The sequence below is a fragment of the Hymenobacter volaticus genome, assembly GCF_022921055.1.
Lineage (GTDB): Bacteria > Bacteroidota > Bacteroidia > Cytophagales > Hymenobacteraceae > Hymenobacter > Hymenobacter volaticus.
In genome coordinates this window covers 617,401-640,985 of sequence record NZ_CP095061.1, presented here as the reverse complement: position 1 = coordinate 640,985, position 23,585 = coordinate 617,401, and the positions used below count along the sequence as shown (strand labels likewise).

The window sequence follows — 23,585 nt, the reverse complement described above, 5'->3', positions numbered from 1 at the left end:
TTGTTTTCGGGTACGTTCACAGCACGCCTACCGCTGCACGCGGAACCCTAGTTTTCACTCATAAAGCTTCAAATAGTGTTCAAGCAGATAGGCAGGTCACGGTGGCGAGAAATGGTGCTGGTATACCTGCTGGCGCTAGGGGTATTAGCCGGGCCAGCTTACACGATGTACGTGCACTATGATTTTTCGCACTCCCTGGATACGCGCAGCTACCTGCGTATAGCCCGCGGCGAATTTGCCGACGTGAACGTGACGCGGCGCTACCGAGTGTTAATACCCGCCGCTGCTGCGGCCATTGCCTGGCCTCTCGAACAGGTGTACGCCCGCATCTGGCCGCAGCGCGCCACCACCGATTGGCCGCTGCGGCTCGCCTTCTACCTACTCAACACACTGCTCATGGCAGGCACAGGCTTGATTCTGTACGAAACTTGCCGCTTATATGGGGCCTCGGTTGCGGCGGCGGCGCTGGCAGTGGTAGCCGTGCTATGCAGTCGGTGGGCGGTATACACGAGCGGGCTACCGTTGGTGGATAGTCTGTATATCCTGGTATTTGCGCTGGCATTTTATGCAGCTCGAAGCGGATCAGGAGCGGCATTGGTGTGGGTGTTGCTGCTTGGGTGGCTGGCCAAAGAGTCGTTTGTGTTTCTGGTGCCGTGGTTGTTGGTATTTGGCCGCCGGGCGCTGCGGTGGCCCGTGCAGCTGGTGTGGCTGTTTTTAGGAGCGGCATTGGCCTTTGGGGTCCGGTATTGGATTGATACGCGCATTGGCGCTCCGCCTGCGGCTAGCGTTCAAAATGCACTCAACCACGTTGAAAACGTGGGGTATTCGCTCCGTCGGCTGCTTTCGGTGAAAGGAGTCGGCGAACTATTCAGTGTGTTCGGTTTCTTCTGGCTGGCGCTGCTGCTTGGTTGGCGTAAGGGGAAGTTGCCCTATTGGTTTACGCAGTTGGGGTGGTCAAGCGAAACCTTCGTGGCAGTAGTTGTGGTGCACATGCTGCTTTCCAGCGACTTAGGCCGCATGGGTTTTCTAGCCGCGCCAGTATTCGCGGTAGCTTTTGCGCTTGTGCTTACCCATCAGCTCGGCATCAAGCAATTGGGTGTTCCCACCTCGACAGAGTAGTTTGGTCTATTCTATTTCCGTCAGATAGACAGGCCCGAAAGACGTAGCGAAAGAATCAATACGGGCGAGGCGGTAGCCTGCCAATAACTGCCGTTGGGCTTCGTCGCCGCCTTGGGTGAGGCGGGCACGGTCGATGAGGTTAGGGCCGTCTAGGGCATCGGTGTAGACGTGTTGCCCGGCCGCCCGGCGGGCGGCCAGCCACATCCGGAAACGTGCTTGCGACTGGCCCGGCCGCTGCACTAAAAGCGCCGGGGCAGGCAGCACATTGGCGGGGCCAATAGCTTGCCCAGTGTTGTAATGGAGCTGGTTCAAAATCAGGTTAGAGTCGGCAAGCAGCCACCAAGCCTTAGGTTCTTGCTGAATGCGGGCCAGCAGTAGGGTTGTATTGGTGAGGCGAAGTGCGTAGGCCGGCAACAGTCCGAAGGTCAGGTTCCAGAGTAGCAAGGAAGCACCAGCCCACGGCAAAGCCGAACTTAGGCCCGGTAAATTCACCAGCAAAAGCGCCAGCAAGGCCGGTATCATTACCATAAACTCGGCATTGCCCTCGGCCCACACTGCACACCCTACTTGTAGAGTTAAAACCAGCAAATGCGTGCGCCAAAACAGCTGCCCAGGAGTTGCAGCCGAAATAGGTGGACTCTGTGCTGCCCCTGATGAAGCGACAGCACTTGCTCGACGAGTTTGCCACAGCTTTCGGACTGCCACTAGCATCAGCCCTGCACTCAGCAGCGCCAAAGTACCTAGCGCCGGCCAGCGCCTCAGCAACGCTAGTGTGGAACCATGCATTTGGCCAAACGTGCGAATCAGATTAATACTCGTCAGCAGCAACGTTCGACCCGACGGTTGCGCACCCGCGTGTCCGGCGTACAAATCGTGAAACACGAAGCGCCAAAAAGCAGACAACGTGAACGGCAACTCCCAACTAGGCATGGCCGCCACGTAAGCCAACGGCACCACTAGCGCCGGCAACGCATACAAAACAACTTTCTTCCAGCGGCCACTCGGACCTGTGGCTACTGTACCCAGCAGCAGCGCGAGCCACCAGAATGCATGAATTTGGTGAAACAAGGCGGCCACAACAGCCCACGCGCCCGCTGTTACCCATTGCCAATTTTTATTTTCCAAGACAGCTCGCCACCAACTCCGGCTAGCCAACAAGGAAAATAGCAGCGGCAGAATGTACGTCTCATTTTCGGTTGCGAAACGCAGCATACCGAAGCTACTGCCTACCACCAACAGCCACCCCGCAACGGGAGCAGTAACGCCGCCCACCCGGCGCAGCAAGTCGCGGAGCACAAGCAGGCAGCCGCCAAAAGCTAGGGCGTTGAGAATCTTGAGGGTTGCCAACACATCCAATTGCGCTGGCAGTACGTGCAGCCACAACCAGCCCGCCGCGTTGTAGAGTAGGTGGTGCGGCTGAAACAACTCGTGCCCGTGCCGTACACAGGCAGCATAGTACCAGGCGTCGAGCGTGGAATTTTGGGTGGGCAGCAGCAAACACAAGCCCGTCAGCAACCCGATAACCAGCCATTCCACCCGCTTGGACCGAACAAAACCTAGAGGCGTGGCAATAGTATAGGAAACAGAGGGCAAAGGCAGCGGTGCTAAAAAGAAGAAGATAGTAGCTCGACAGCTACACGCACCTACCGTTCTAAATCTTGCTTACGGTAGGCATCGATGCCCAGCAAAATAAAGAGAAGCGTAGTGAATGACCACAACGACGACCCCCCGTAGCTGAAGAACGGCAGCGGAATACCCACCACCGGCGCCAGCCCAATGGTCATGCCGACGTTGATGGCAAAGTGAAAAAAGAAGATGCTGGCCACACAGTACCCATACGTGCGTCCAAACACCGATTTCTGCCGCTCCGCCACATACAAAATGCGCCACAACAGCGTCATAAATAAGATAATGACGATGGTGGAGCCCACCCAGCCCCACTCCTCCCCAACGGTACAGAAAATAAAGTCGGTGCTTTGTTCGGGCACGAAGTCGAACTTGGTTTGCGTGCCTTGCAGGAAGCCCTTACCTAAAAGTCCACCCGAACCGATGGCAATTTTGGATTGGGTGACGTTCCAGCCCACGCCCAGCGGATCGGCCGAAGGATTGATTAGCACCTCGATGCGCTTGCGCTGGTGTGCCTGAAGCACGTTGTTGAAGAAAAAGTCAACCCCAAACACCATCCCAATTACCACCGCCCACACGCTCAGAGAAAGCGGCAAATGGTGGCGGAGCGCTTTGCGGTTGAGCCCTAGCACCAACCCCAAAATCAGGGTGAAGACGCCCACCAGCCACAGCTTGGGTACCAGCAACGCCAGAATCAGAATCATACCCGCCGCTGCCAGAATCAGCAGAATCAGCGGCGACATACCTTCCCGGAAATACGCCAGCAGAAAAGCCCCGAACACGAGTGCCTGACCGGTTTCGTTGGAAGCCAGAATCAGCAGCGGGGGCAACAGCGTAAGCCCGGCCAGCACCAATTGGTCGCGGAAGTTTTGCTGGCGCAGGTTGATGCTGGCCATAAAGCGCGACACCGCCAAGGCCGTTGTGAACTTGGCAAACTCGGCGGGCTGCAAACGCACCGGCCCCAGTTCCAGCCAGGAGCGCGACCCCGCAATGGGCCGGGCCACCAGCATCGTCACAATCAGCAACACAATCATGCCCCCGTATAGCACAAAAGCAAAGGTATCGTAGGCCTTGTAGTCGATAACGACCAGCACAACAATCAGCGCCAGCGCTGTACCAATCCACAGGATTTGCTTGAACCAGTTGAAGGCCATCAGCTCTGAGAAGCTGAGGTTGCGCAACGGGTCGGCGGGCGCGTCGGGCGAGTAGCTGGCCGCGTACACGCTAAGCCAGCCCAGACCGACCATCAGCAGGTAGATGAGCACAGTCACCCAATCGAGGCTGCGCGAGTATCTAGCTGGAGAGGTGGGCATTCGAATTACGGGTTAGAATGAACGAGCGCAAATGCTTCCGTGAAGCTTATGGGTTGTGGTTTAGAATAAAGAGTAGCTGGCAAAATAAACTGCTAGCGGTGGCGCCTGATGAACCGACTAGCGGGACTCTGGAGCCAAACTTCCCAACGATGGCGCCACGGTGCTACTTTGCCGCGCAGGTATTTTTCCATCATCAAGGATGCCATAGGGGCGGCGGAAGAACCACCGAAGCCAGCATTTTCGATGAAGACGGCTATGGCAATCTTGGGGTCTTCAGCCGGCGCGAAAGCTGCGAAGGTGGCGTGGTCCTCGCCGTGGTAGTTCTGTACGGTACCCGTTTTGCCAGCCACCGAAATACCGACATCCAGCAAGGAAGCATTTTCGCCGGTACCACCGCGGCCATCCACTACGGCCTGCATGCCCGGAATTATAGCCTCGAAATGCTGCGCATCAACTCCCACCGTACGGCGCACGGTGTACTGTGGCAACGGGCCACCAGTACCAATACCCCGCACGAAATGCGGGGTGTAGTACCAGCCTCTGTTAGCTACTATGGCCATAATATTAGCCATTTGCAGACCTGTAACGCTCAACTCGCCCTGCCCAATACTGAGCGAATACACGGTTTTGTAGTTCCAGCGGCGAGTCTTGAGGCGCTTGTCGTAATACTCTGGGGAAGGCACTAGCCCTCCAATTTCGCTCCGAATATCAACGCCCAGCTTATCGCCCAGTCCGAAGGCCATTACTTTGTGTCGCCAATCGGCTAGGCCCAAGCGAGAATCTTCGAAACGGTTGGCAGAACGGCCACGCAGTACGGTTGCCCGCATCACCTGATAGAAATACGGGTTGCAGCTTTGCTTGATGGCAATGCCCACGTTGCTCGGATACTCATGGCGGTGGGTGCAACGCACCAGTTTCCAGTTGCAGTCGAACGCCGTTTGGGGAGTTACTACGCCCATTTGCAACGCTACCAACTCGTTCACCACTTTAAATACCGAACCGGGCGAATACTTCGCCATCAACGGCCGATTGAAAAGAGGTTTGGTGGTATCATTCTGCAATTCCATGTAGCGGTTGCCCATGCCCTTGCCCGTCAGAATCGAAGGTTCGTAGGCGGGTGCCGATACCATAGCGAGGATTTCACCGGTCTTCGGCTCGATGGCCACAATGTAACCGCGCTTGTTCTTCATCAACATCTCGCCGTATTTCTGCAGCTCGATATCAATGCTGGTATGCAAGTCTTGCCCGGCCACCGACAAGGTGTCGAACTCCCCATTTCGGAAAGCGCCTTTCTCGATACCGCGAACGTTTACCATTTTGTACTGCACCCCGCGGCGGCCCATCAACTGCTGCTCGTAAAACGATTCGAGGCCATTAACGCCCACAAAATCGCCGGGTAAGTACTTCGCAAACCGCTCACTTTGCAGCAGACCTGGCGTGATGGAGCCCACATACCCGAGGGCATGGGCCATGTTTTCGGTGCGGTAGGAGCGTGCCATCCGGGCCTTGATGCTGAAGCCGGGAAAATCGATCAAGTTGTCTTGGATAGTGGCCAGTTCCTGCGTGCTCAGGTTCTGCACCAGCGGCGACGCTTTCACGCGGCTGTAGCTACGCGCCGCCTTCAGGCCTTCGCGCACTTCCTGGAGCGGCAGTTGTAGTAGCTCACAAAAGCGCAACGTATCTAGCTGTTTCACCTCGCGCGGCACCACCATTAAGTCATAAACGGGGTGTTCTGAACCAACAACTGATTGTTGCGGTCGTAGATGAGGCCACGGTACGGCACCTGCACAATGCGCTGGAGCGTATTGCGGTCGGCGGCTAGCTTGTAGCTACCATCGAGTACTTGGATGTAAAATAGACGGGCGCCAAAGGTGATAGCCACCACCAGGAAAATAGCCATCACCACATACCGCCGTCCTTCAAGGTATTGCAAAGCCGTATATTCTGATTAGAAAGCATTTGCGGCCACCTGGCCGGATTCACAAAGATACACTAGGGAGTGACTGCGTAAGTGAGTGAAATAGAAAAGAACAGTCGTACTTAATCTAACTTCCGCACAGGCGCAACCAGAACCGAAACATCCCATGTGCTGACACCGAAGTAGTATAAAAGGCGGCCCTTTCCCTATTCTTCTCTTCCACTTACTCAATACTCGCCACTATCGACCGCGGCGGCGCGTGGGGAAGAAGATCAGCTGAACGATGAGCATGGTAAGCCCCGTGAAAAGTGTACTCGCTACCACCTTCACTAACGTAAGGCCGAAGGCCCGGAAACTGCCGAGCTCCAGCAGGAAAAAGGCTAGGTGATGTAAGCCTACAAGCAGGACCGTATACACCACAAACCACTGCCCGCCCATCTGGTGCACGTTCACCGAGTCGGAGGCTTCGTAGCCGTCGCGGGGCGTGAGCAGACGCAACACCCAGGGGCGGAGGTAGCACAGCAGTACGGCCGCGGCCGCATGCACGCCGCCGGTGTCGTAGAAAATATCCATCAACAAGCCCATGCCAAAGCCCAGCACTAGTTGCAAGACAATGGAGGTACCGATGGGCAGAAACAGCAGAAACCCCAAATAGAAAAAGCACCACCCTAGCTCGAAGAGCACCAACCGACTCACCAACAGCATATGTACGCCCGCAAAGAAGACGAAGCGCAACAGTTGCAGCACGATAGATCCTACTCCCTTCATGGCCGCTCCTCCCCTACCTCTGGCTTGATGCCCGCACGTGCTTCCAGTGTATCCCGCTCGGCTTTCAGTCGAGGACTAACCACGTACACGTACTCCAGATTCGAAAAATTCACGGCCAGCCGCACCCGCACAGTCCAGAAGTTTTTGTCGGGCTCCTTCAAAAACGAATCAACCACCCCAATCAAGACGCCTTCAGGAAACACCGCGTTGTAGCCGGAAGTCACGATGGTGTCGCCGCGAACCAACTTGTTTTGGCGCGGAATGTTGTCGAGCAAGGCGTGCGTGGGGTCGTCACCGAGCCACCTGATACTACCAAAGGTGTTGTCGCGCTTGATTTTGGCGGAGATAAACGTTTTGGAATGCAGCAACGACGTGACGGTGGCAAACTGCTCGCTCACCACTTTCACCCGGCCCACTACCCCGGCTGCCGACAACACGCCCATACCGCTACGCACCCCGTCGCGGTTGCCTACATTCAACGTCAGGTAGTTATCCACACGGCGCATGGTGTTATTCACAACTCGGGCCGGAATAAGTGGATAATCAGGGTCGCGGGTGGGCAGTGTGCGCAACCCTAGCAACAAAGAATCGGGGTGGCTCAGGCGGGCTAACCGCACCCGCGAGACGCTGTCTTGGGGCACAGGTAGGCTGTCGGATTGGCGGTGGCTAAGGTCGCTGGTGTAGAGTTGCTGCCGCAGTGCCGCGTTTTCCTGCACCAGTCGCTGGTTGATACTTTCCAGCTGAAAGTAGTCGTAGATGCGGTTGCGGGTAGCCAGAATTTGTCCCACGTAAGTGTTCGCCGAATTGAAGAACGCGGCCCGCTGGTACGTGCTGTTGCGAATCAACAGGTATAAGCTCGCTATTTCCAGCAGCGCAAACACGAGCAAGCCTCGGTAGCGAAACAGGAAAGCGAACAAATTCCTCATGTCAATGAAAAATGAAGAACAAAAAGTGAGGAATGAAGAATTGGCAAACACCAACCTCTCCATCCCTCACCCTTTACTCTTCACCAGATTAGGTAAGCAGTACGCCTCGGAAGGCCTGAATGTCTTTGATGGCTTTGCCGGTACCGCGTACTACAGCACGCAGTGGGTCTTCGGCAATATGGATGGGCAGTTTGGTTTTAACGGCTAAGCGCTTGTCCAGCCCGCGCAGCAGCGCCCCGCCACCGGTCAGATGAATGCCGTTTTCGTAAATGTCGGCCGACAATTCGGGTGGGCTGATTTCTAGGGCTTTCAAAACGGCCTCTTCGATTTTGGCCACCGACTTATCAAGGGCAATAGCAATTTCCGACGAGGTTACTTTGATAACCTTCGGGATGCCTGTCATCAGGTCACGGCCGCGCACTTCGTAGTCGGGAGGCGTGATTTCCAACTCGGTGAGGGCCGCCCCTACTTCTATCTTGATGCGCTCAGCGCTCCGCTCGCCAATCAGCAGGTTGTGCTGACGGCGCATGTAGTCGAGAATATCCTGGTTGAAGACGTCGCCGGCCGTTTTGATGGATTGGTCGCAAACGATACCCGACAGCGCAATAACCGCAATTTCGGTGGTACCACCCCCAATGTCGATGATCATCGAGCCAATGGGCTGCTCTACGTCGATGCCAATACCGATGGCGGCGGCCATGGGCTCCTGAATCATCCACACTTCCTTGGCTCCGGCGTGCTCAGCGGAGTCACGAACAGCGCGTTTCTCTACTTCCGTAATGCCCGACGGGATGCAAATAACCATGCGGTGCGAGGGCTGAAACAGCCGGTTCCGCGTGTCAATCATTTTGATCATCCCCTTGATCATTTCCTCGGCGGCGTGGAAATCAGCAATTACGCCGTCTTTCAGGGACGAATAGTTCTAATATTATCGTGGGTCTTTTCGTGCATCTGCTGCGCCTGACGACCTACGGCAATTACTTTATTGGTGGTACGATCTTTCGCGATGATGCTTGGCTCATCCACTACAATTTTGTCGTTGTGGATGATGAGCGTATTGGCCGTACCCAGGTCGATGGCGATGTCGCTGGTTAGGAAGTTGAAGAAACCCATTAGTTGACGGCGAGAAAATGGGCACAAGCAAAGATTTACTTGTGCAAAAAGTGGGGCAAAAGTACGGAAGTTTCAGGGAAGCACGACCTACCCCGGCAGTCATAAGACGAAGGAATTTATCTTTTCATGGCCGGGGAGCTTCCTAAAAAACAAATCCTTAACGCTCGTGCTTGCAAAAGCTGCGGAGAGCATCTGGCGCACTATGCGAGTAGCTGCACTACAGGGCTACGTGCCGGCTGAGCGCCACCCTAAACGACGTAATGGCCTAGCTAATTGTTCGGCTACTTCAGACAGCAAAACTTTATACAAACACTTGCACTGTCGGCTCATGCTCATACAGATGCTTAGTGGTAGAGATACACCGAAGCGCATCTCTACCACTAAGGGCAACTCAAGCAACTGGCTGTTTAGTGTTTGAAGTGCCGCACACCAGTCAGTACCATGGCCATGCCAAGGCGGTTGCAGGCATCAATAGAGTCTTGGTCTTTGATGGAACCGCCGGGCTGCACTACGGCGCGGATGCCCGCTTCGCCGGCAATTTCCACGCAGTCGGGGAAGGGGAAGAAAGCATCGGATGCCATGACGGAACCTTGCAAATCGAAACCGAACGACTTGGCTTTCTCGATGGCCTGACGCAGGGCATCCACGCGCGAAGTCTGCCCCACGCCCGAAGCCAGCAGTTGCCCGGCGCGCGCCAGCACAATGGTGTTGCTCTTGGTGTGCTTGCAAACCTTGAGTGCAAATTCTAGCGCCGTCACTTCGTCGGCCGTGGGCTCGGACTGGGTAACGGTGCGGAAATCAGCAGCACCTTCAATAGCCCGGTCGAAATCCTGCTCGATGACGCCGTTAAGTAAGGTCTTAATTTGCTTGGCAGGAAACTCCACTGGCTTTTGGCGCAGCAGAATGCGGTTTTTCTTGCTTTGCAGCACTGGCAGAGCATCGGCCTCAAACTCGGGCGCAATCAGCACTTCGAAGAATAGCTTGTTCAACTCTTCTGCCGTAGCCGCATCCACGGGCTTATTCACAATGATAACGCCCCGAAAGCCGAAACCGGGTCGCAGGCCAAGGCGTTGAGGTAGGCTTCTTTAATTGTATCGGCCTGGGCCACGCCACAGGCATTGGTGTGCTTGAGGATGGCGCAGGCCGCAGGGCCGTCGGCTTGAAACTCCTGCATCAACAATACCGCCGCATCAACATCCACCAAGTTGTTATAGCTGAGTTGCTTGCCGTGCAGTTGGTCGAAGAGGGCCGCTAGGTCGCCGTGGAAAGTGCCGGACTGGTGCGGGTTTTCGCCGTAGCGCAGCGGCGTAGCGGGCTGCTCGCTGGTCGTTGTTGCCGGTGTAGCGGCTCCCGCCATGTAGTGGTGGATAGCGGTGTCGTAGTGCGAGGTGGCCGCGAAGGCAGCAGCAGCGTACTGCCGACGATCTTCGAGGTCGGTGGCGCAGTTCTTCTGGCCGAGCAGTTCCGTTACGGCCTGGTACTGGTCGCGGCTACTGACCACGAGCACGTCGCGGAAGTTTTTGGCGGCGGCGCGTAGCAGCGAGATGCCGCCAATGTCAATTTTCTCGATGATATCTGCTTCGGGCGCGCCGGAAGCCACCGTTTCCTCGAACGGATAGAGGTCGACAATTACTAGATCAATCGGTGGAATCTGGTGCCGCTCGGCTTCGGCCAAGTCGGCGGGCTCGTGGCGGCGGTGCAGAATGCCGCCGAACACTTTCGGGTGCAGCGTTTTGACGCGGCCACCAAACACCGCCGGAAAGCCCGTCAGGCTTTCAACGGCCGTTACTTGGGCTCCCTGCTCTTCCAGGAACTGCTGCGTGCCTCCCGTGGAGTACAGCGTTACGCCATGCTCCTTGAGCAGTGCCACCAACGGCTCTAAACGGTCTTTGTAATAGACGGAAACAAGAGCGGAACGAATGGGCTGCAACATAGCGGAAGCTTTAGATGGAAAAACGAACGACGCCACGAAGGTACTCTCATCAGGTCGGCCGCGCCAAGTACCCTTCTGTAATTGTTGTGGATAAGCAGCATTTCCCGCTTGAAGCTGAACAAGCCCCAACCTCGGCTGTTGCAAAACAGTACCCCAACTATAAAGCGCTATTGGCCTTACCAGCTAGTGCTGTCTACTGTTCTGCTTATGCTTTCTGTATCCACTTCACTAAACCAAGCTCCAGCGGTAAGTGACTTGCCTCTTTCCCCGCCCCATCTGGCTCCCGAAGTGGCCGCGGCGGCATTGGCGCCACGCCTGCTAGCTCAAGCCGTCCATTCCGACTTCGAAGGTGGTTTTCCGGAAGAGGAATTCAACTGGCTGCACGAGGCCGGCCTGCTTACGGCTCCGCTACACGTTGCGTTGGGGGGTGCTGATTTAGCTGAACCCGAACAGACATTGCCGCTACTCAATACGCTCAAGCACATTGGGCGGGGCAACTTAGTAATGGGAAGGCTGTATGAGGGTCACGTAAACGCGCTGCAACTGCTGCAACGCCTCGGCACCAAGGCACAGGTGGCGCGTTGGGCCGCCGATGCGCAAGCCGGGCGTTGGTTTGGCGTTTGGAACACGGAAGCTGCGGACGGAGTGAAGCTAGAGCCGTTACCTAACGGGCAGTACCGCTTACACGGTAGCAAAACTTTCGCCTCAGGAGCTGGCTACCTGAGCCGGCCAGTGCTAACGGCGGCCTTGCCCGATGGCGGTTGGCAACTGCTGGTTCTACCTGCTACTGAGAAAGAACCGAAATACGACGCCAGTTTCTGGCGGCCTCTGGGCATGCGCGGAACCGCCAGCAGCCGGGTGGACTTCACGGGCCTCGAAATCAGTGCCGATGACCTGCTAGGCCAGCCCGGCGACTACTACCGCCAACCGTGGTTTAGCGGCGGCGCTATCCGGTTTGCGGCCGTGCAGCTAGGCGGCGCCGAAGCCGTATTCGACGAAACCCGCCGCTTTCTGCAAGCACTCGGCCGCACCGACGACCCCTACCAGCGCCAGCGCCTCGGGGAAATGGCTCTGCTTATCGAGAGCGGCTCCCTTTGGCTACGCGGCGCCGCTACTCATGCCAGCCGCCCCACTGCCGAAACCGATGCCGAAGCCACGGTAGCCTATGCCAACATGATGCGCACGGCCATCGAGGATATTTGCTTGCGGGTGTTGCAGCTCGCTGAGCGTTGCGTAGGTGCCCGCGGCCTACTCAAACCCGAGCCGTTCGAGCGCCTACACCGCGACCTGACGCATTATTTGCGCCAGCCCGCCCCCGATGCTGCTCAGGCTGATGCCGGGCGCTTCGCCCTCGACCGTCACGCCCCCGCTTTCCAGCTTTGGCATGCGTGAGAATCTAGCTTTTGATTTTCGCGCGCTCCCGCTGCGCTCCGCTGACTACGCGGCTACTCTAGGACCGACGGTGGTTATAGCCCCCACCCCGACGACGAATCGTTGGGGTGTGGTGGCCTTATTGCCTTGATGCGCAAGGCGGCCGTGCCGGTGCAAGTGGTGTTGATTAGCGACGGCACCATGTCGCACCCAAACTCGCGGAAGTTTCCGCCCGCTGCCCGGCAGGCGCTGCGCGAAGCCGAACTAAGGCAGGCCTTGCTTGAATTGGGTGTTGAGACAACTCCTGTTTGCTTAGGGCTGCCCGACAGCAAGGTGCCGAGCGAAGGAGAGGAACTGTTTTCTGAAGCTGTAGCTCAGCTGCGGGAACTGTTTGCGGCCACAAAGCCGGCTACCGTACTCTGCTCCTGGCGCCGCGACCCGCACCCCGACCATCGAGCCACCAGTGAGCTAGTGCGAGCAGCCCTAGCAGGTTTAGCACCGCTACCGCGCCTACTCGAATACGTAGTGTGGGCGTGGGAACGGGCCGCTCCTGCCGACCTACCCCAGCCGGGCGAGGTGGCAGGTTGGCGGCTAGACGTGAGTTCGGTATTCAATGAAAAGCAACGCGCCATTGCCGCGCACCGTTCACAGCTAGCACCCGGCATTATCGACGATGACCCTACAGGCTTCCTGCTGTCCCCGGAAATGCTGGCACATTTTGCGCAGCCATTTGAGGCCTACTTAGAGGTGATATAGGAAAGCCTTGTTATGTTGCCGGCTGACGCTTAACCCCAAGCCCCTATGCATTACTTACCAAATCCTGCCCGATACCAAGAAATACCGTATCGGCGCAGTGGCCGCAGTGGCCTCAAGCTGCCCGCCGTGTCGCTCGGCCTCTGGCACAACTTCGGCGACGTAGATCTGCTTGCCAACCAGCGCGCCATTCTGCGGCGGGCTTTTGACAGCGGCGTCACGCACTTCGACTTAGCCAACAACTACGGTCCGCCTCCCGGCTCTGCCGAAATCAACTTTGGCCGCATTCTGCGCGAGGATTTTAGCACCTACCGTGACGAACTAATCATCTCCAGTAAAGCCGGCTACCACATGTGGGAAGGGCCGTACGGGGAATGGGGCTCGAAGAAATACCTAGTGTCCAGCCTCGACCAGAGCTTGAAGCGCATGGGCCTGGAGTACGTGGACATCTTCTACCACCACCGCCCTGACCCCGATACACCCTTAGAGGAAACAATGGGCGCCCTCGACCTGATTGTGCGTCAAGGCAAAGCCTTGTACGTGGGTCTTTCCAACTACCAGCCTACCGAAGCAGCGCAGGCCATTGAGCTATTGCGGCAGCTTGGCACACCCTGCCTGATTCATCAGCCCAAATATTCGATGTTTGAGCGCTGGGTGGAAGGGGGCTTGCTGGATCTGTTGGAGAAGGAAGGCGTTGGCTGCATTCCGTTCTCACCACTGGCGCAGGGCCTACTTACCAACAAATACTTGAGCGGCATTCCCGCCGACTCGCGGGTAGCCAAAGGCGTGGGCTTCTTGACCGAAAACCAACTGACACCCGAGCGCCTCGACCAAATCAAGCAACTCAACGAGCTGGCGCAGGCCCGTCAGCAAAGCCTAGCCCAAATGGCGCTGGCCTGGATTCTGAAAGACGAGCGGATAACCTCGGTGCTCATTGGAGCCAGTAAGCCCGAGCAACTCACCGACTCGCTGCACTGCCTGAACAACTTGCAGTTCAGCACCGAAGAGCTTGCTTCCATAGAGAAAATACTAGCGGCCTAGCGCGCAGCCTGCGCCGTCACATCCAACGCACTTCATGAACCCTAATCAGCCGCATACCCTACCTCCCGAGTATTTCGACGAGGTATACCGTGCCAACACCGACCCGTGGGGATTCGAAACCAGCCCCTACGAGCAGGCCAAGTACGCCGATACCGTGGCTGCGCTGCCCAAAGCGTCTTATGAAAGTGCGTTCGAGGTGGGGTGCTCACTAGGCGTTTTAACTCAGCTACTCGCAACCCGCTGCCAGCAGTTACTGGCGATTGATGTAGCCGAAGCTCCCCTGGAACGCGCCCGCAAGCGTTGCGCGGACTTGCCTCAAGTGGAGTTTCGACAGATGACACTGCCCGCTGAATTTCCAACAGACCTCACCTTCGACTTAGTTGTCTTGTCGGAGGTGGGGTACTATTGGGATGCTCCGGATCTGGCGCAGGTGACCGACCAGCTGCTAGCAGCGCTCCGCCCCGGTGGCCACCTGCTGCTAGTTCACTGGACACCCCCGGTGCACGACTACCCCCTCACGGGTGATGAAGTGCATCAATATTTCCTGGACAAAGCAACTCCTGACGGCCTCTTAGAGCATCTGCATGGCCACCGAGCCGCGCAGTACCGGCTGGATTTGATGGCCTGGCGCTAGCAGCCAACGAGTTGAGGTAGACGTGGGCATAGACTCTGCATATGAGTCAGTTTCTTTCTTTTTCTCTTGGGCTATCAAACCCCGTAGTTCCGCCAATGCCAGCGGCAACGTGGTCAGCTGGCCGCGGCGCCAAATGGCTCGGTGGGTTTGCACCCATTCCCACAGCAGACCAAAGGTAGAAGAGTAGGCAATCTGTTGGGTAAGCGGCCCGGCAGGCACACTCAGCAATGCCGCCAACCGAACGCAGGACGGTATGGCTTGCTGGCGAGGCTGCTGCCTAGTTTGCTGCCAAAGCTGACGCAGCTTCCGGCGCACCGTCCATTCGGCTACTAGCGCGGCGCCGCTCTCTACTAGGGGCTCCCGTTGCTGATGCGACATGCGGGCCCATTCGCGCAGTTGCCACGACAACCCCACCGCTACGCGCCCTTCATGGCGCGCCGACGTAAGAACTTGCACGGCAGGGCTGTGGCGCAGACGCAGGTCGGAGCGGCGCAAAGCCTGGCACAGCGCTTCATCTTCCAGAAAAGGCACTACCGGCAGCCCTCCTACTTGGCGGTAGGCGGCCACCGTAATAGCTAAACTAGCTCCATAGTGCTGATGATGCCGGGGCCATTGGTCGGCAGGGTCCGGGTCAATCAGAGATTCGAGGTGGGCCCGAAGCAGCCGATACGTGGCGTCGCGCAAGTGCGTACGCCGCACCAGGCAACTATTACGAACCGTCCGCTCGGGGAAAATCCGGCCGCCAACAGCATCGGCACCGGCTTTCACTTCTTTTTGAATGGCGGCCAACCAGGTAGGAGTCACACGGGTATCAGCGTCGGTGCTGGCAATGATGCCGCCAGCGCCGATAGTGTCTTCTAGACGGCGGCAGGCTTCGTCCATGAGAAGGCGACGCGCATGACCTACGTGCGCGTCGGTGGGTGGTAGCTGAATTTCGGCTACGTGCAACGCCAGTGCCGGATGGTGCTGTGCAAAAGTCCTGACGACATTGGCAGTTTGGTCGTGGCAGTTGTTGGCCAACACCAAAATCTCGTAGCTAGCCGAGTCCAGCGGTTGGTCTTGCAAATCGGTCTGCGTGGCCAGAGCCGCTAAGGTAGCCGGCAGGTTTTCGGCTTCGTCTTTGGCCGGAACAATGACACTGATGCGTAACTGCGCGTTAGGTGGGGAGGCGGGCCATAGGACTTTTTGCTGGACAACGAATGGGCGTTGACCAGAAGCAGCGCGAGGCTGTACAAGGTGAGCCATTAAATTCTTTTACTCGAATTGTGAAGCGAAAACAAGCAAGAGCTCCGTTTTTGTTAGCGACGAGCTCTTGGTCTATAAGCATCTCATTCACAATTTGTTTATAGCTATTACTGTTTAGGTGCATAAAATGCAACAGAGCAGCTTGCTTTTCTCCGCTAGCCCAACAGTGAAAACCGAGTTATTGCCACGTTTTTAGAGCATACCAACCTAAACCGTAGAACGCGAATTAGAGCGAAGAGCGCAATAGCTCAGTTACTCTTATTCCATTAAAAGGCCTCGCCGAGGATGAAAATAAAACTCAGAGAACTGTGCAGTTCACGGTGCCTAATCAGCAGCGGATGCCGCGCCTATTGTAGCCGTTGCAGAAAACACTTAGCTCTATATCAGCTCTTATGGGCTCACCTATACTCTTAGTCTACCCGCGACCTGACCTAAAAGCAAAACAGCCCTTCTGCTATGAGCAGAAGGGCTGTTTTTTAACTTGGTTATTACTTGCTCAGCCTAGAAGGCCTCGCCTACAGCGAAATAAATGCTAGGTGGTGTATCGGTGCCACCGGCATAGTCGAGGCGGATGTTGAGTCGGTCGCGGCGGTTGAAGCGGAAGCGGAAGCCACCGCCGCCCGCTAGCCGGGTTTGATCGAAGGTGTAATCGTTTACTTTGTAGCCTACTTGCCCTACTGCGCCAAACACAACTCCATCAATTCGCCAGAAAAGTTTCTGCCGAATTTCGGCTTGGAAGGTCATCATCTGTCGGTCGCGGAAACGAGTTTCGTAAAGTCCCCGCATCAGGCCGGCGTTGTTGTACAGTGCTCCACCCAAGTTGGCACCTAGGCCGCCTAGCTCCCGAAACGGCACATCTCCGGTATGCAGCTGCGTTAGATACTGCAGAGCCAGAATGGTGTTGTTGGAAGAGGTAAGCGGCTTAAAATACCGGGCATCCAACTGATAGCGTGTAAACTTGTAGTCAGACCCAAGCCCGCCGCCATTAAACAATACGTGCGCATCCACGAAAGCCCCGCGGTAAGTAGCAAGCACATTGTCGCGGCCATCGTAGAGCAGCGCGGGCCCCAAACCCGATATCCGTGTGTCGTTTCGTTCGCGGCCATCGAGGCGGGGGTCAACCAAGAACGAATTGACGCCGCCGTTATCGGCGTTGCCTTCCGGCTCTATGTCGGTGGTGTTGGTGAAGCGGTAGCGCAAGCCCGCAAACAGGTTGGGAGCAACCCGCTTCAGTGCTCTTTCGTCGAAAATGAAGAGCTTGTACTTCAATTCAGACTCTGCATTCCTGGAGTTATCGTTGCCGATGCCGTAATAAAACAGCTTCTGATCGTAGCGGCTCAACTCGCCGGATATGAAAAACCCTTCACCAGGCGTGAAAATGGTATGCGTCAGTTGGATGGTGCTCTGCTTTTCCTGCGAATACCAAGCAATAAGCCGCGCGTTGGATTTGCGCACCGTCGTATCGGTACCAAATCGCCATACAGGTAAGATGGCCGCTCCTGCTGCAAAACCAGTTTCCTGCTGATAGAAGGCTATCGGTACGGGAATAAAGCTCGGCTTGTCGCTCGGCGCGAAGATGGATTTCTTTTTGGGGCCGTTGTCGGTGAGGCCGGGGGCTGGTGGGGCCACTGCCGAAGCTGGCGCAGAGCCATCGGTAGTGGTGGGAGCTACTTGAGCAGCACCAAGCCGAGCCAGGGTACACAGAGCCAGGGCCAGCGGCAGGTAGAGAAAGCGCATACAGGCTTCAGGAAAGAAAGAATAAGGAATGAGCTTCACCGTCTATAGCCAGCTCCTACAGCAGAACCTCTGTAAGCAGCTTAGCTCCTATTAAGCTCGATTTCTATTCTAACGCAACAGCACCTGCTACGGTTTTACCCAACTACCGCCACCAACAGCATAGAGAGGACCCCCGCCAACATAATAGCCTTGCACCAAGTGCTAAGTTTAGTGAAATGACGCCGCCGATCGGCCCTCCACAGCAAGCGCGCCAAAGCCAGCAGCGGCCCGAGCACCAGCACAAGCAACCATAGCCCGAGCAAGAGAGGCCCATTGCGTAATGCTTCAAAGCTAGCCCCCGCTACCAACAGCATCAGGCACCCCAGAAAGAAACCGGCCACCCATTTGGTACGCGCCACTCCCCACACAATAGGCAGTGTACGGCAGTCATGTTGCGCGTCGCCGCGCATGTCTTCTACATCCTTCACTATCTCCCGGACCACTGTCAGCAGAAAAGCCGCTAGCGCGTACACCCATACCTTGCTGTTGTCGGTACGCAGTTGAAGTTCGGGCAACAAGACCAGCGCGGCCGTAAGCATGGCAATGCTCAGATTACCGACCAGCGCCACCCGCTTGAACCGGACCGAATAGCCCCACAGTAAGGCCGCCGACCCCAGCGTCACCAAGCCCAGCAACGACGAAAGCGCCCCGGCAATACCCACGCCCAGCCCCGACAGCAGCAGATGCGCCAGCATAGCCCGCCGCCGGTTCACTACGCGCCCCACCACCAGCCGTCCGGGCCGGTTGATGGCATCTATTTTGACGTCGTAATAGTCGTTGATGATGTAGCCGGCGGCTCCTACGCAGAGCGTGGAGAGCACCAGCAGACCAAAGCGCCAATCGAGCAGAGTAGCTACCGGCATAGTCGGATGCAGCAGCCCTGAGCGCACCAACACCAAGCACAACAGCATGATGAGCAGATTGGGAAGCCGAATTAGGCGCGCAATAGGCCGCAAATGCGCAATAGGCTTGTCTGTGTCGCCATTTGCCTTAACTGGCTTAGCCGCTGCCGTAGTGAAAAAGGAGAAAACAGACGGCATAGCCATAGCGCAATAAGCGAGAAACAGGGACTCAGAAAATCCTCAGCTAATAAAAAGATAACGCCTAATTAACTTACAATGTGCCCGTAGGGCCCTACAAATAGTAAATAGTAGAAAGAAAGCCTCTCCAGTTTTGGAGAGGCTTTCCAGAATGCAAAATAAGCAAAGAGCCGAAGCTTATACGCGCTTCACATTGACGGCATTTACGCCCTTGCGACCTTCCTGCGTATCAAATTCCACTCGGTCGTTTTGTTGGATCTGGCCCCCGTTAAGGCCCGTCACGTGAACGAAGAAATCTTCCTTCGTCTCGTCATCTGTAATGAAGCCGTAGCCCTTCGACTCATTATAGAATTTTACGGTTCCTGTTTTCATGTAATAAAAAAAAATGGTGAATAAGTTGGTTGGGTAAAGATAGAGGTAATTAGGAAAAGCGCAACCCGGCTTGGAATAGGCTTTATCGCCCCCAATGAACGAGCTAAATAGCAATTAACTACCAGGTTTTCTGAGTCTTCATCACGGCTTCTAGCAGCTCGCGCACGGCGCCATAGCCGCCGGGCTTTTCGGTTATGTAGTTGCTGATAGCCAGCACGTCGGTGGCGGCATCGGCGGGGCAGGCGGCTAACGCGCACCGGCGCATCACCTCTACATCGGGCATGTCGTCGCCCATATAGGCAATACAGCTCGGGTCGAGGCGGTAGGTGTTGATGTAGTTGTTGAAGATCTTCATCTTGTCATCTACTCCCAAGAAGATGTCGAGCACATCCAATGATTCCAACCGCTTGCGCACTCCTTCTTCTTCCCGGCCCGAGATAATTGCAATGCGGTATCCTTTCTTGAGCGCGTGTCGAATGGCGTAGCCGTCGCGGATGTGAAAAGTACGCGCTTGCTCGCCCGAGTTGAGAGCCAGTAACCTACCATCGGTTAGCACGCCGTCCACATCGAAAATAAAAGCCTTTATAGTAGATAAGTCGGGCACCATAAGCGAAAGCAGAGAGAAAAGGAAGGCAGGAAGTATACAACAAGAAAGACCTTTCAGCCGATGAGAAGCACTATAATCTCGAATTGAAATTATGATGCTGTCGGCTAAAAGGTCTTTTTTGGCTGCTCAAATGGCAGTTTTTGATTTCAAGAGCGACTATTATTTCTGGTTGTCGCGCCACTCATACACCCACTTGGCCTGAATTTGCTCTAAGTGGCCTTCGTTGGCTTCCTCCTTGGTGCCGGCAAAGTTGGGCAAGCTCAGTACCCAGTCTAGCAGCTCTGTGAAGCGAATCCGGTAGATTTTTGCCTCCGTGAAATCGTCACCGAACTTTTCGTAGAGAGCAATGGCCACGTCTTCGTGGTCATTCCAATGTATGGGGGGCTCAAAGTGGGCCATTTCTTGAATTATTGAATGGTTAAACAGCTGAATGTTGCTTGTTCTAGCCGCTCATCGATTGAGCAACCATTCAGCAGTTCAGCTATTGAATTTTAATTAATGCCCCAAAAACTCCTGCGGAGGAATAAGAATGACCAAGTCCTGGGTGGTAGCCTGCACTACACACTGACAGCCCAAACGCGAATTAATACGCGGATTTACGGCCCGATCAATGAAGTCTTCCTCTTTGTCGCTGATTTCGGGTAGCTCATCCTCTCCTTGTAGTACATACACGTGGCAAGTACTACAGCCACACACCCCACCACAGTTATGTTGGAGTTGGATACCATTGTTAAGGGCGACGTCCAGAACCGATTCGCCTTCGGCAGCAACGTGGGTTTGGGCTGGCTGGCCGTCTTGAAATTGGAAGGTAATGTTGACAGCTTTCACGAAGGGATCTTCAAACAAGGCAAAATTGAGGGGGCGAAGGTACGCATGCCTGTCCCCGATTCAAAGCTCTTCCCCCCCTTGGTTGTTTAGCGAACCTCCCATCTGCTGCTGTTTTATACTATTACTCAGCACATTATACAACGCAAGCCACTCGGGATATGCCGTTAGTGCCTCCCGGTGGCGGGCCAAGGTTGGCTCATCCTGACGGGCAGCAGGACCCGTTTGCACCGTAAAGGGCGGATTAGCAAGCGCCTTCTCCACTGTTTCGTGAATAAGAGGTCCCAGCAACGCCAGAGGCAATTGCTGCTGCTGCAACAACGCATGACTGACACCAAAAAGGTGATTGGAAAAGTTGCAGGCGAATACAGCCGCCAAGTGCATTAGCTGCCGTTGCGCCGTATCGATGCGCTGCACACTCGCGCTCAGAGTACGCGCCAGCGCTAGCAGCGTAGCTTCGGCGGTAGGCGTAGCTGCCTCAATACACAGGGGTACTGTTTGCCAATCCAAGATACGGCCTACACTGAAGGTCTGAAGTGGATAGAACACCCCACCCTGCACATCTGGGGTGTCATGGAAGACGGCGAGCGGCACGGCCCCTGACGTATGCGCTACAATGGCGCCCTTCGGAAATTGGGCCTGTGCAAGAACGGCGGGCACTGCTGCATCAGAAACGGCAAGCAGGTAAACATCGGCGGGGGGCACGGCCGTTAAGTTTAGGTCGGGTAGTACCTCAGCGCCGGGCAATGTAGCCGCCAACGCTGCCGCTGAGTTGCTAGTACGGCTCCAAACGTACGGTACTTGGTGACCCACTTGGACCACTGCCAGCCCAAGTTGACTGGCCACCCGACCGGCCCCAAGCAGAACAATGCGAAAAGAAGAGGCTGCAGGTGTAGTCATTTGTTATAGGCTAGCGGAAACAGGGGAAGTCAGAAGACCAAAGAACGTAGGTAGAGAAGGATATTACCGCCGTAGCTTAGTATCTTCTCAAGATAAAACAGCAACTTGAGGGGCTGAGGATGCTACGCTATGTTGCTTTACTCGTATGTCCATTAGTCGAACTCTAAAACTCATTCTCAATTTCAAATCTCTACATAATGGCAAATTTGCACATTGGGCTTTGGCGCAAGCTAGCTCTAACGGCACTGCTGGCAGCTAGCGCAGCAACAGGCCAAGCGCAAAACCGCTTGTCAAAAGCGCCTAACCGCTTATCGCAAACGCAGGACCACTTACCGATCAATCGTCTTAAGCAGGTAGTATCGCCCCGCCCAAACATAGCTGCTCGGGTATCTTCTAATCCCTACCTGTCCAATCAAGGACAAAATGTGGCGGGCACTTATACTGACCTAGGCACCAATGGCACAGTTATCAGCACTGCTAATACGGACGATGCTAACTCAGCTGCCCAGAATATTGGGTTCTCCTTCTCCTATAACGGTGCTTCTTTCACTCAATTTGTTCTTAATACTAACGGCTTTATCAAGTTAGGCGCGGTAGCCCCTACTGCTGCGAACGATATAGAAGTGCTTTTGAACTCTACCGATGCCAACATCATTGCGCCAGCTTCAAATGTTGATTTGCAGGGAGCAGCCAATCAAGCAACTAACCCTACTGAATTTCGGGTTGCGACATCAGGAGCTCCTGGCAGCCAAGTGTGTACTATTCAATTCAAGAACCTGCGTGATAAGGCTACATCTAATCCTGGTGGCACGCCTATAAACCCTCAATTTGCCACCATGCAGTTTCAGATCAAACTGTATGAAGGGACCAATACAGTTGAGTTTGTGTATGGTACCTGGACCGCCACAACGAGCGCTGCACTCGGCCAGCCGTTTCTCATTGGCTTGAAAGGCAATCAGCTTAGCAGCGGCACCCAAATTACTGAAGCTGATCTAGCGGAACTTAGCCTACTTTATAAGGCTAGTACACAAGCCTGGAACACCACTGTTTTCACTAACGTGGTAGGGCAAGGCTTAGCTGGTCACTTCATCCGCAACACCTTCCTGCCAGACGCCGGTAGAACTTATCGATTCCGAGTAGCGCCTGCTGATGATGCAGCTGTAGAGCTTATATACTCACTAGGTAAAACTCCAACTAACAATTCGCAAGTGATACAAGCCGTTGTTAGCAACACTGGCACGGCAACTATAACTAATCGCGCCGTTACGATCAACGTGACAGGTGCTAATACCTTCACTAACGCCACAATTATACCTAGCCTACCTCCAGGATATTATACTGTTGTTTCTTTTGGTGCTTTTACTCCTTCAGCGGTTGGCAACAACACGATTACTGTCTCAGTACCAGCTGATGGTTCGGCCTTGAATAACTCGCAAACAATCACACAAATTGTAACAAACGATACGTATTCAGCAGCCGAACCAAACATACTGGCAACTAATGGCGGTGGAGGGCTGGCAGATACTTTGGACAATGCTAGTGCGGGTATTCTAGCCACAAAATACACCGCCAGCATAGCTCGCACAGTTACGGCAGTGAAAGTTCATCTTGCAGACGATTCCCCAGGAACAGCTAATACATCGGTTGGCCGTACCGTTTATGCTGCAGTACTCAGCAGCACCGGAGCGGTTTTAGGTCGCACAACCGATTATACAATTCAAGCTGGTGACATAGGCACCTACAAAACCTTCACGCTCACAACGCCCGTTCCGATAGCTGTTGGTGAATTCTATGTTGGGCTTGCATTAGCTACTACTAATAATACAGCTCCTTTTTACCCACTAGGGCTCCAAAGTGAGGAGCCAACCCGAACTGGCAATTTTTATTTCGTGGATATTAATGGTGGCACACCGCAAGACGTAACAGATGAGGTTGATTTGGGCCGCTTCATGATTGAAGCTGTGGTTACTGGTGGTGCATTAGGTACGTCGGCAGCATTGAGCCGCGCGGTAGAGATGTATCCGAATCCCGCAACTGGCCTCGTGAGGCTAGCTGTGCAGGGTGCCAATGCCAAAGGACAGCTTAACGCTACCGTTATCAACCAACTCGGTCAAGTAGTGCATACGGCCCGCCTCAAAGACAACTTTACCAACGAGCTAAATCTTTCCAGCCTAGCCAACGGCCTGTACCTGCTTAAGGTGCAGACTGGCAGCGACTTTACGACGCGCCAACTCGTGCTTGCTAAATAGAACGCTTGGAAGCAACCAACAAAAAAGGGCAGCCACTAGGCTGCCCTTTTTCGTGT

The 23,585-nt window shown here is 55.2% G+C and carries 21 protein-coding genes and 2 pseudogenes; 7 read left to right on the top strand and 16 right to left on the bottom strand.

Features of this window, described 5'->3' with window-relative positions:
- The first annotated feature begins 75 nt into the window (after positions 1-75).
- On the top strand, positions 76-1,119 hold the full coding sequence (locus MUN86_RS02805; RefSeq protein WP_245121460.1) for a hypothetical protein: 1,044 nt from the start codon (positions 76-78) through the stop codon (positions 1,117-1,119).
- Positions 1,120-1,125: 6 nt separating this feature from the next.
- Here the strand turns inward: MUN86_RS02805 and MUN86_RS02800 are convergent, their stop codons facing one another.
- The 8 genes and pseudogenes from MUN86_RS02800 to purH all read right to left on the bottom strand — a co-directional run bounded on the left by MUN86_RS02800 (position 1,126) and on the right by purH (position 10,716).
- Positions 1,126-2,712 carry a hypothetical protein gene (locus MUN86_RS02800; RefSeq protein ID WP_245121457.1) on the bottom strand — a complete coding sequence of 529 codons (1,587 nt, stop codon included), beginning with the start codon at positions 2,710-2,712 and terminating at the stop codon, positions 1,126-1,128.
- Between the two features lie 50 nt (positions 2,713-2,762).
- Positions 2,763-4,058: a rod shape-determining protein RodA gene (gene rodA, locus MUN86_RS02795; protein ID WP_245121454.1), complete on the bottom strand. Its 1,296-nt coding sequence runs from the start codon at positions 4,056-4,058 to the stop codon at positions 2,763-2,765.
- 92 nt (positions 4,059-4,150) lie between these two features.
- Positions 4,151-5,752 carry a penicillin-binding transpeptidase domain-containing protein gene (locus MUN86_RS02790; RefSeq protein ID WP_245121451.1) on the bottom strand — a complete coding sequence of 534 codons (1,602 nt, stop codon included), beginning with the start codon at positions 5,750-5,752 and terminating at the stop codon, positions 4,151-4,153.
- 17 nt (positions 5,753-5,769) lie between these two features.
- Positions 5,770-5,991, bottom strand: coding sequence for a hypothetical protein (locus MUN86_RS02785; RefSeq protein ID WP_245121447.1), 222 nt, complete (start codon positions 5,989-5,991; stop codon positions 5,770-5,772).
- A gap of 225 nt (positions 5,992-6,216) precedes the next feature.
- Positions 6,217-6,744, bottom strand: coding sequence for a hypothetical protein (locus tag MUN86_RS02780; RefSeq protein WP_245121444.1), 528 nt, complete (start codon positions 6,742-6,744; stop codon positions 6,217-6,219).
- Positions 6,741-7,670, bottom strand: a complete 930-nt coding sequence (gene mreC / locus MUN86_RS02775; protein ID WP_245121443.1) for a rod shape-determining protein MreC — start codon at positions 7,668-7,670, stop codon at positions 6,741-6,743. The genes MUN86_RS02780 and mreC overlap by 4 nt, the downstream gene beginning before the upstream one ends.
- 88 nt (positions 7,671-7,758) lie before the next feature.
- Positions 7,759-8,783: pseudogene (locus MUN86_RS02770) on the bottom strand (rod shape-determining protein).
- A 407-nt stretch (positions 8,784-9,190) separates the two neighbouring features.
- Positions 9,191-10,716, bottom strand: a pseudogene (gene purH, locus MUN86_RS02765) (bifunctional phosphoribosylaminoimidazolecarboxamide formyltransferase/IMP cyclohydrolase).
- Between the two features lie 207 nt (positions 10,717-10,923).
- Between purH and MUN86_RS02760 the strand changes: the two are divergent.
- The 5 genes from MUN86_RS02760 to MUN86_RS02740 are packed head-to-tail and all read left to right on the top strand — an operon-like array spanning position 10,924 to position 14,515.
- Positions 10,924-12,108 carry an acyl-CoA dehydrogenase family protein gene (locus MUN86_RS02760; RefSeq protein ID WP_245121440.1) on the top strand — a complete coding sequence of 395 codons (1,185 nt, stop codon included), beginning with the start codon at positions 10,924-10,926 and terminating at the stop codon, positions 12,106-12,108.
- Positions 12,101-12,238: a hypothetical protein gene (locus tag MUN86_RS02755; protein WP_245121437.1), complete on the top strand. Its 138-nt coding sequence runs from the start codon at positions 12,101-12,103 to the stop codon at positions 12,236-12,238. Before MUN86_RS02760 ends, MUN86_RS02755 begins: the two co-directional genes overlap by 8 nt.
- Entirely contained in the window at positions 12,238-12,843 is a 606-nt protein-coding gene (locus MUN86_RS02750) for a PIG-L deacetylase family protein (protein WP_245121434.1), read from the top strand. Before MUN86_RS02755 ends, MUN86_RS02750 begins: the two co-directional genes overlap by 1 nt.
- Positions 12,844-12,888: 45 nt before the next feature.
- Complete coding sequence (gene mgrA / locus MUN86_RS02745; RefSeq protein WP_245121432.1) at positions 12,889-13,881, top strand: L-glyceraldehyde 3-phosphate reductase; 993 nt, start codon at positions 12,889-12,891, stop codon at positions 13,879-13,881.
- 34 nt (positions 13,882-13,915) lie between these two features.
- Complete coding sequence (locus tag MUN86_RS02740; RefSeq protein ID WP_245121429.1) at positions 13,916-14,515, top strand: class I SAM-dependent DNA methyltransferase; 600 nt, start codon at positions 13,916-13,918, stop codon at positions 14,513-14,515.
- On the opposite strand, the gene MUN86_RS02735 is transcribed toward MUN86_RS02740, so the two are convergent.
- The 8 genes from MUN86_RS02735 to MUN86_RS02700 all read right to left on the bottom strand — a co-directional run bounded on the left by MUN86_RS02735 (position 14,453) and on the right by MUN86_RS02700 (position 21,280).
- Positions 14,453-15,760 carry a glycosyltransferase family 2 protein gene (locus MUN86_RS02735; protein WP_245121427.1) on the bottom strand — a complete coding sequence of 436 codons (1,308 nt, stop codon included), beginning with the start codon at positions 15,758-15,760 and terminating at the stop codon, positions 14,453-14,455. The genes MUN86_RS02740 and MUN86_RS02735 overlap by 63 nt on opposite strands.
- A gap of 501 nt (positions 15,761-16,261) precedes the next feature.
- The gene (locus tag MUN86_RS02730; protein ID WP_245121424.1) at positions 16,262-17,497 is read right to left on the bottom strand and encodes a BamA/TamA family outer membrane protein; all 1,236 of its coding nucleotides are present in this window, start codon (positions 17,495-17,497) and stop codon (positions 16,262-16,264) included.
- A 134-nt stretch (positions 17,498-17,631) separates the two neighbouring features.
- Positions 17,632-18,582, bottom strand: a complete 951-nt coding sequence (locus tag MUN86_RS02725) for a geranylgeranylglycerol-phosphate geranylgeranyltransferase (protein WP_245121420.1) — start codon at positions 18,580-18,582, stop codon at positions 17,632-17,634.
- A gap of 171 nt (positions 18,583-18,753) precedes the next feature.
- On the bottom strand, positions 18,754-18,948 hold the full coding sequence (locus tag MUN86_RS02720) for a cold-shock protein (protein ID WP_022824432.1): 195 nt from the start codon (positions 18,946-18,948) through the stop codon (positions 18,754-18,756).
- 118 nt (positions 18,949-19,066) lie between these two features.
- Positions 19,067-19,555: a KdsC family phosphatase gene (locus MUN86_RS02715; protein ID WP_245121417.1), complete on the bottom strand. Its 489-nt coding sequence runs from the start codon at positions 19,553-19,555 to the stop codon at positions 19,067-19,069.
- A gap of 159 nt (positions 19,556-19,714) precedes the next feature.
- The gene (gene iscX, locus MUN86_RS02710) at positions 19,715-19,954 is read right to left on the bottom strand and encodes a Fe-S cluster assembly protein IscX (protein WP_245121414.1); all 240 of its coding nucleotides are present in this window, start codon (positions 19,952-19,954) and stop codon (positions 19,715-19,717) included.
- A 96-nt stretch (positions 19,955-20,050) separates the two neighbouring features.
- The gene (locus MUN86_RS02705) at positions 20,051-20,401 is read right to left on the bottom strand and encodes a 2Fe-2S iron-sulfur cluster-binding protein (protein WP_245121411.1); all 351 of its coding nucleotides are present in this window, start codon (positions 20,399-20,401) and stop codon (positions 20,051-20,053) included.
- A gap of 42 nt (positions 20,402-20,443) precedes the next feature.
- The gene (locus MUN86_RS02700; RefSeq protein ID WP_245121408.1) at positions 20,444-21,280 is read right to left on the bottom strand and encodes a Rossmann-like and DUF2520 domain-containing protein; all 837 of its coding nucleotides are present in this window, start codon (positions 21,278-21,280) and stop codon (positions 20,444-20,446) included.
- Positions 21,281-21,477: 197 nt separating this feature from the next.
- Here MUN86_RS02700 and MUN86_RS02695 point away from each other — a divergent pair, with 197 nt between their 5' ends.
- Entirely contained in the window at positions 21,478-23,529 is a 2,052-nt protein-coding gene (locus MUN86_RS02695) for a T9SS type A sorting domain-containing protein (protein ID WP_245121405.1), read from the top strand.
- The last annotated feature ends 56 nt before the right edge of the window (positions 23,530-23,585 follow it).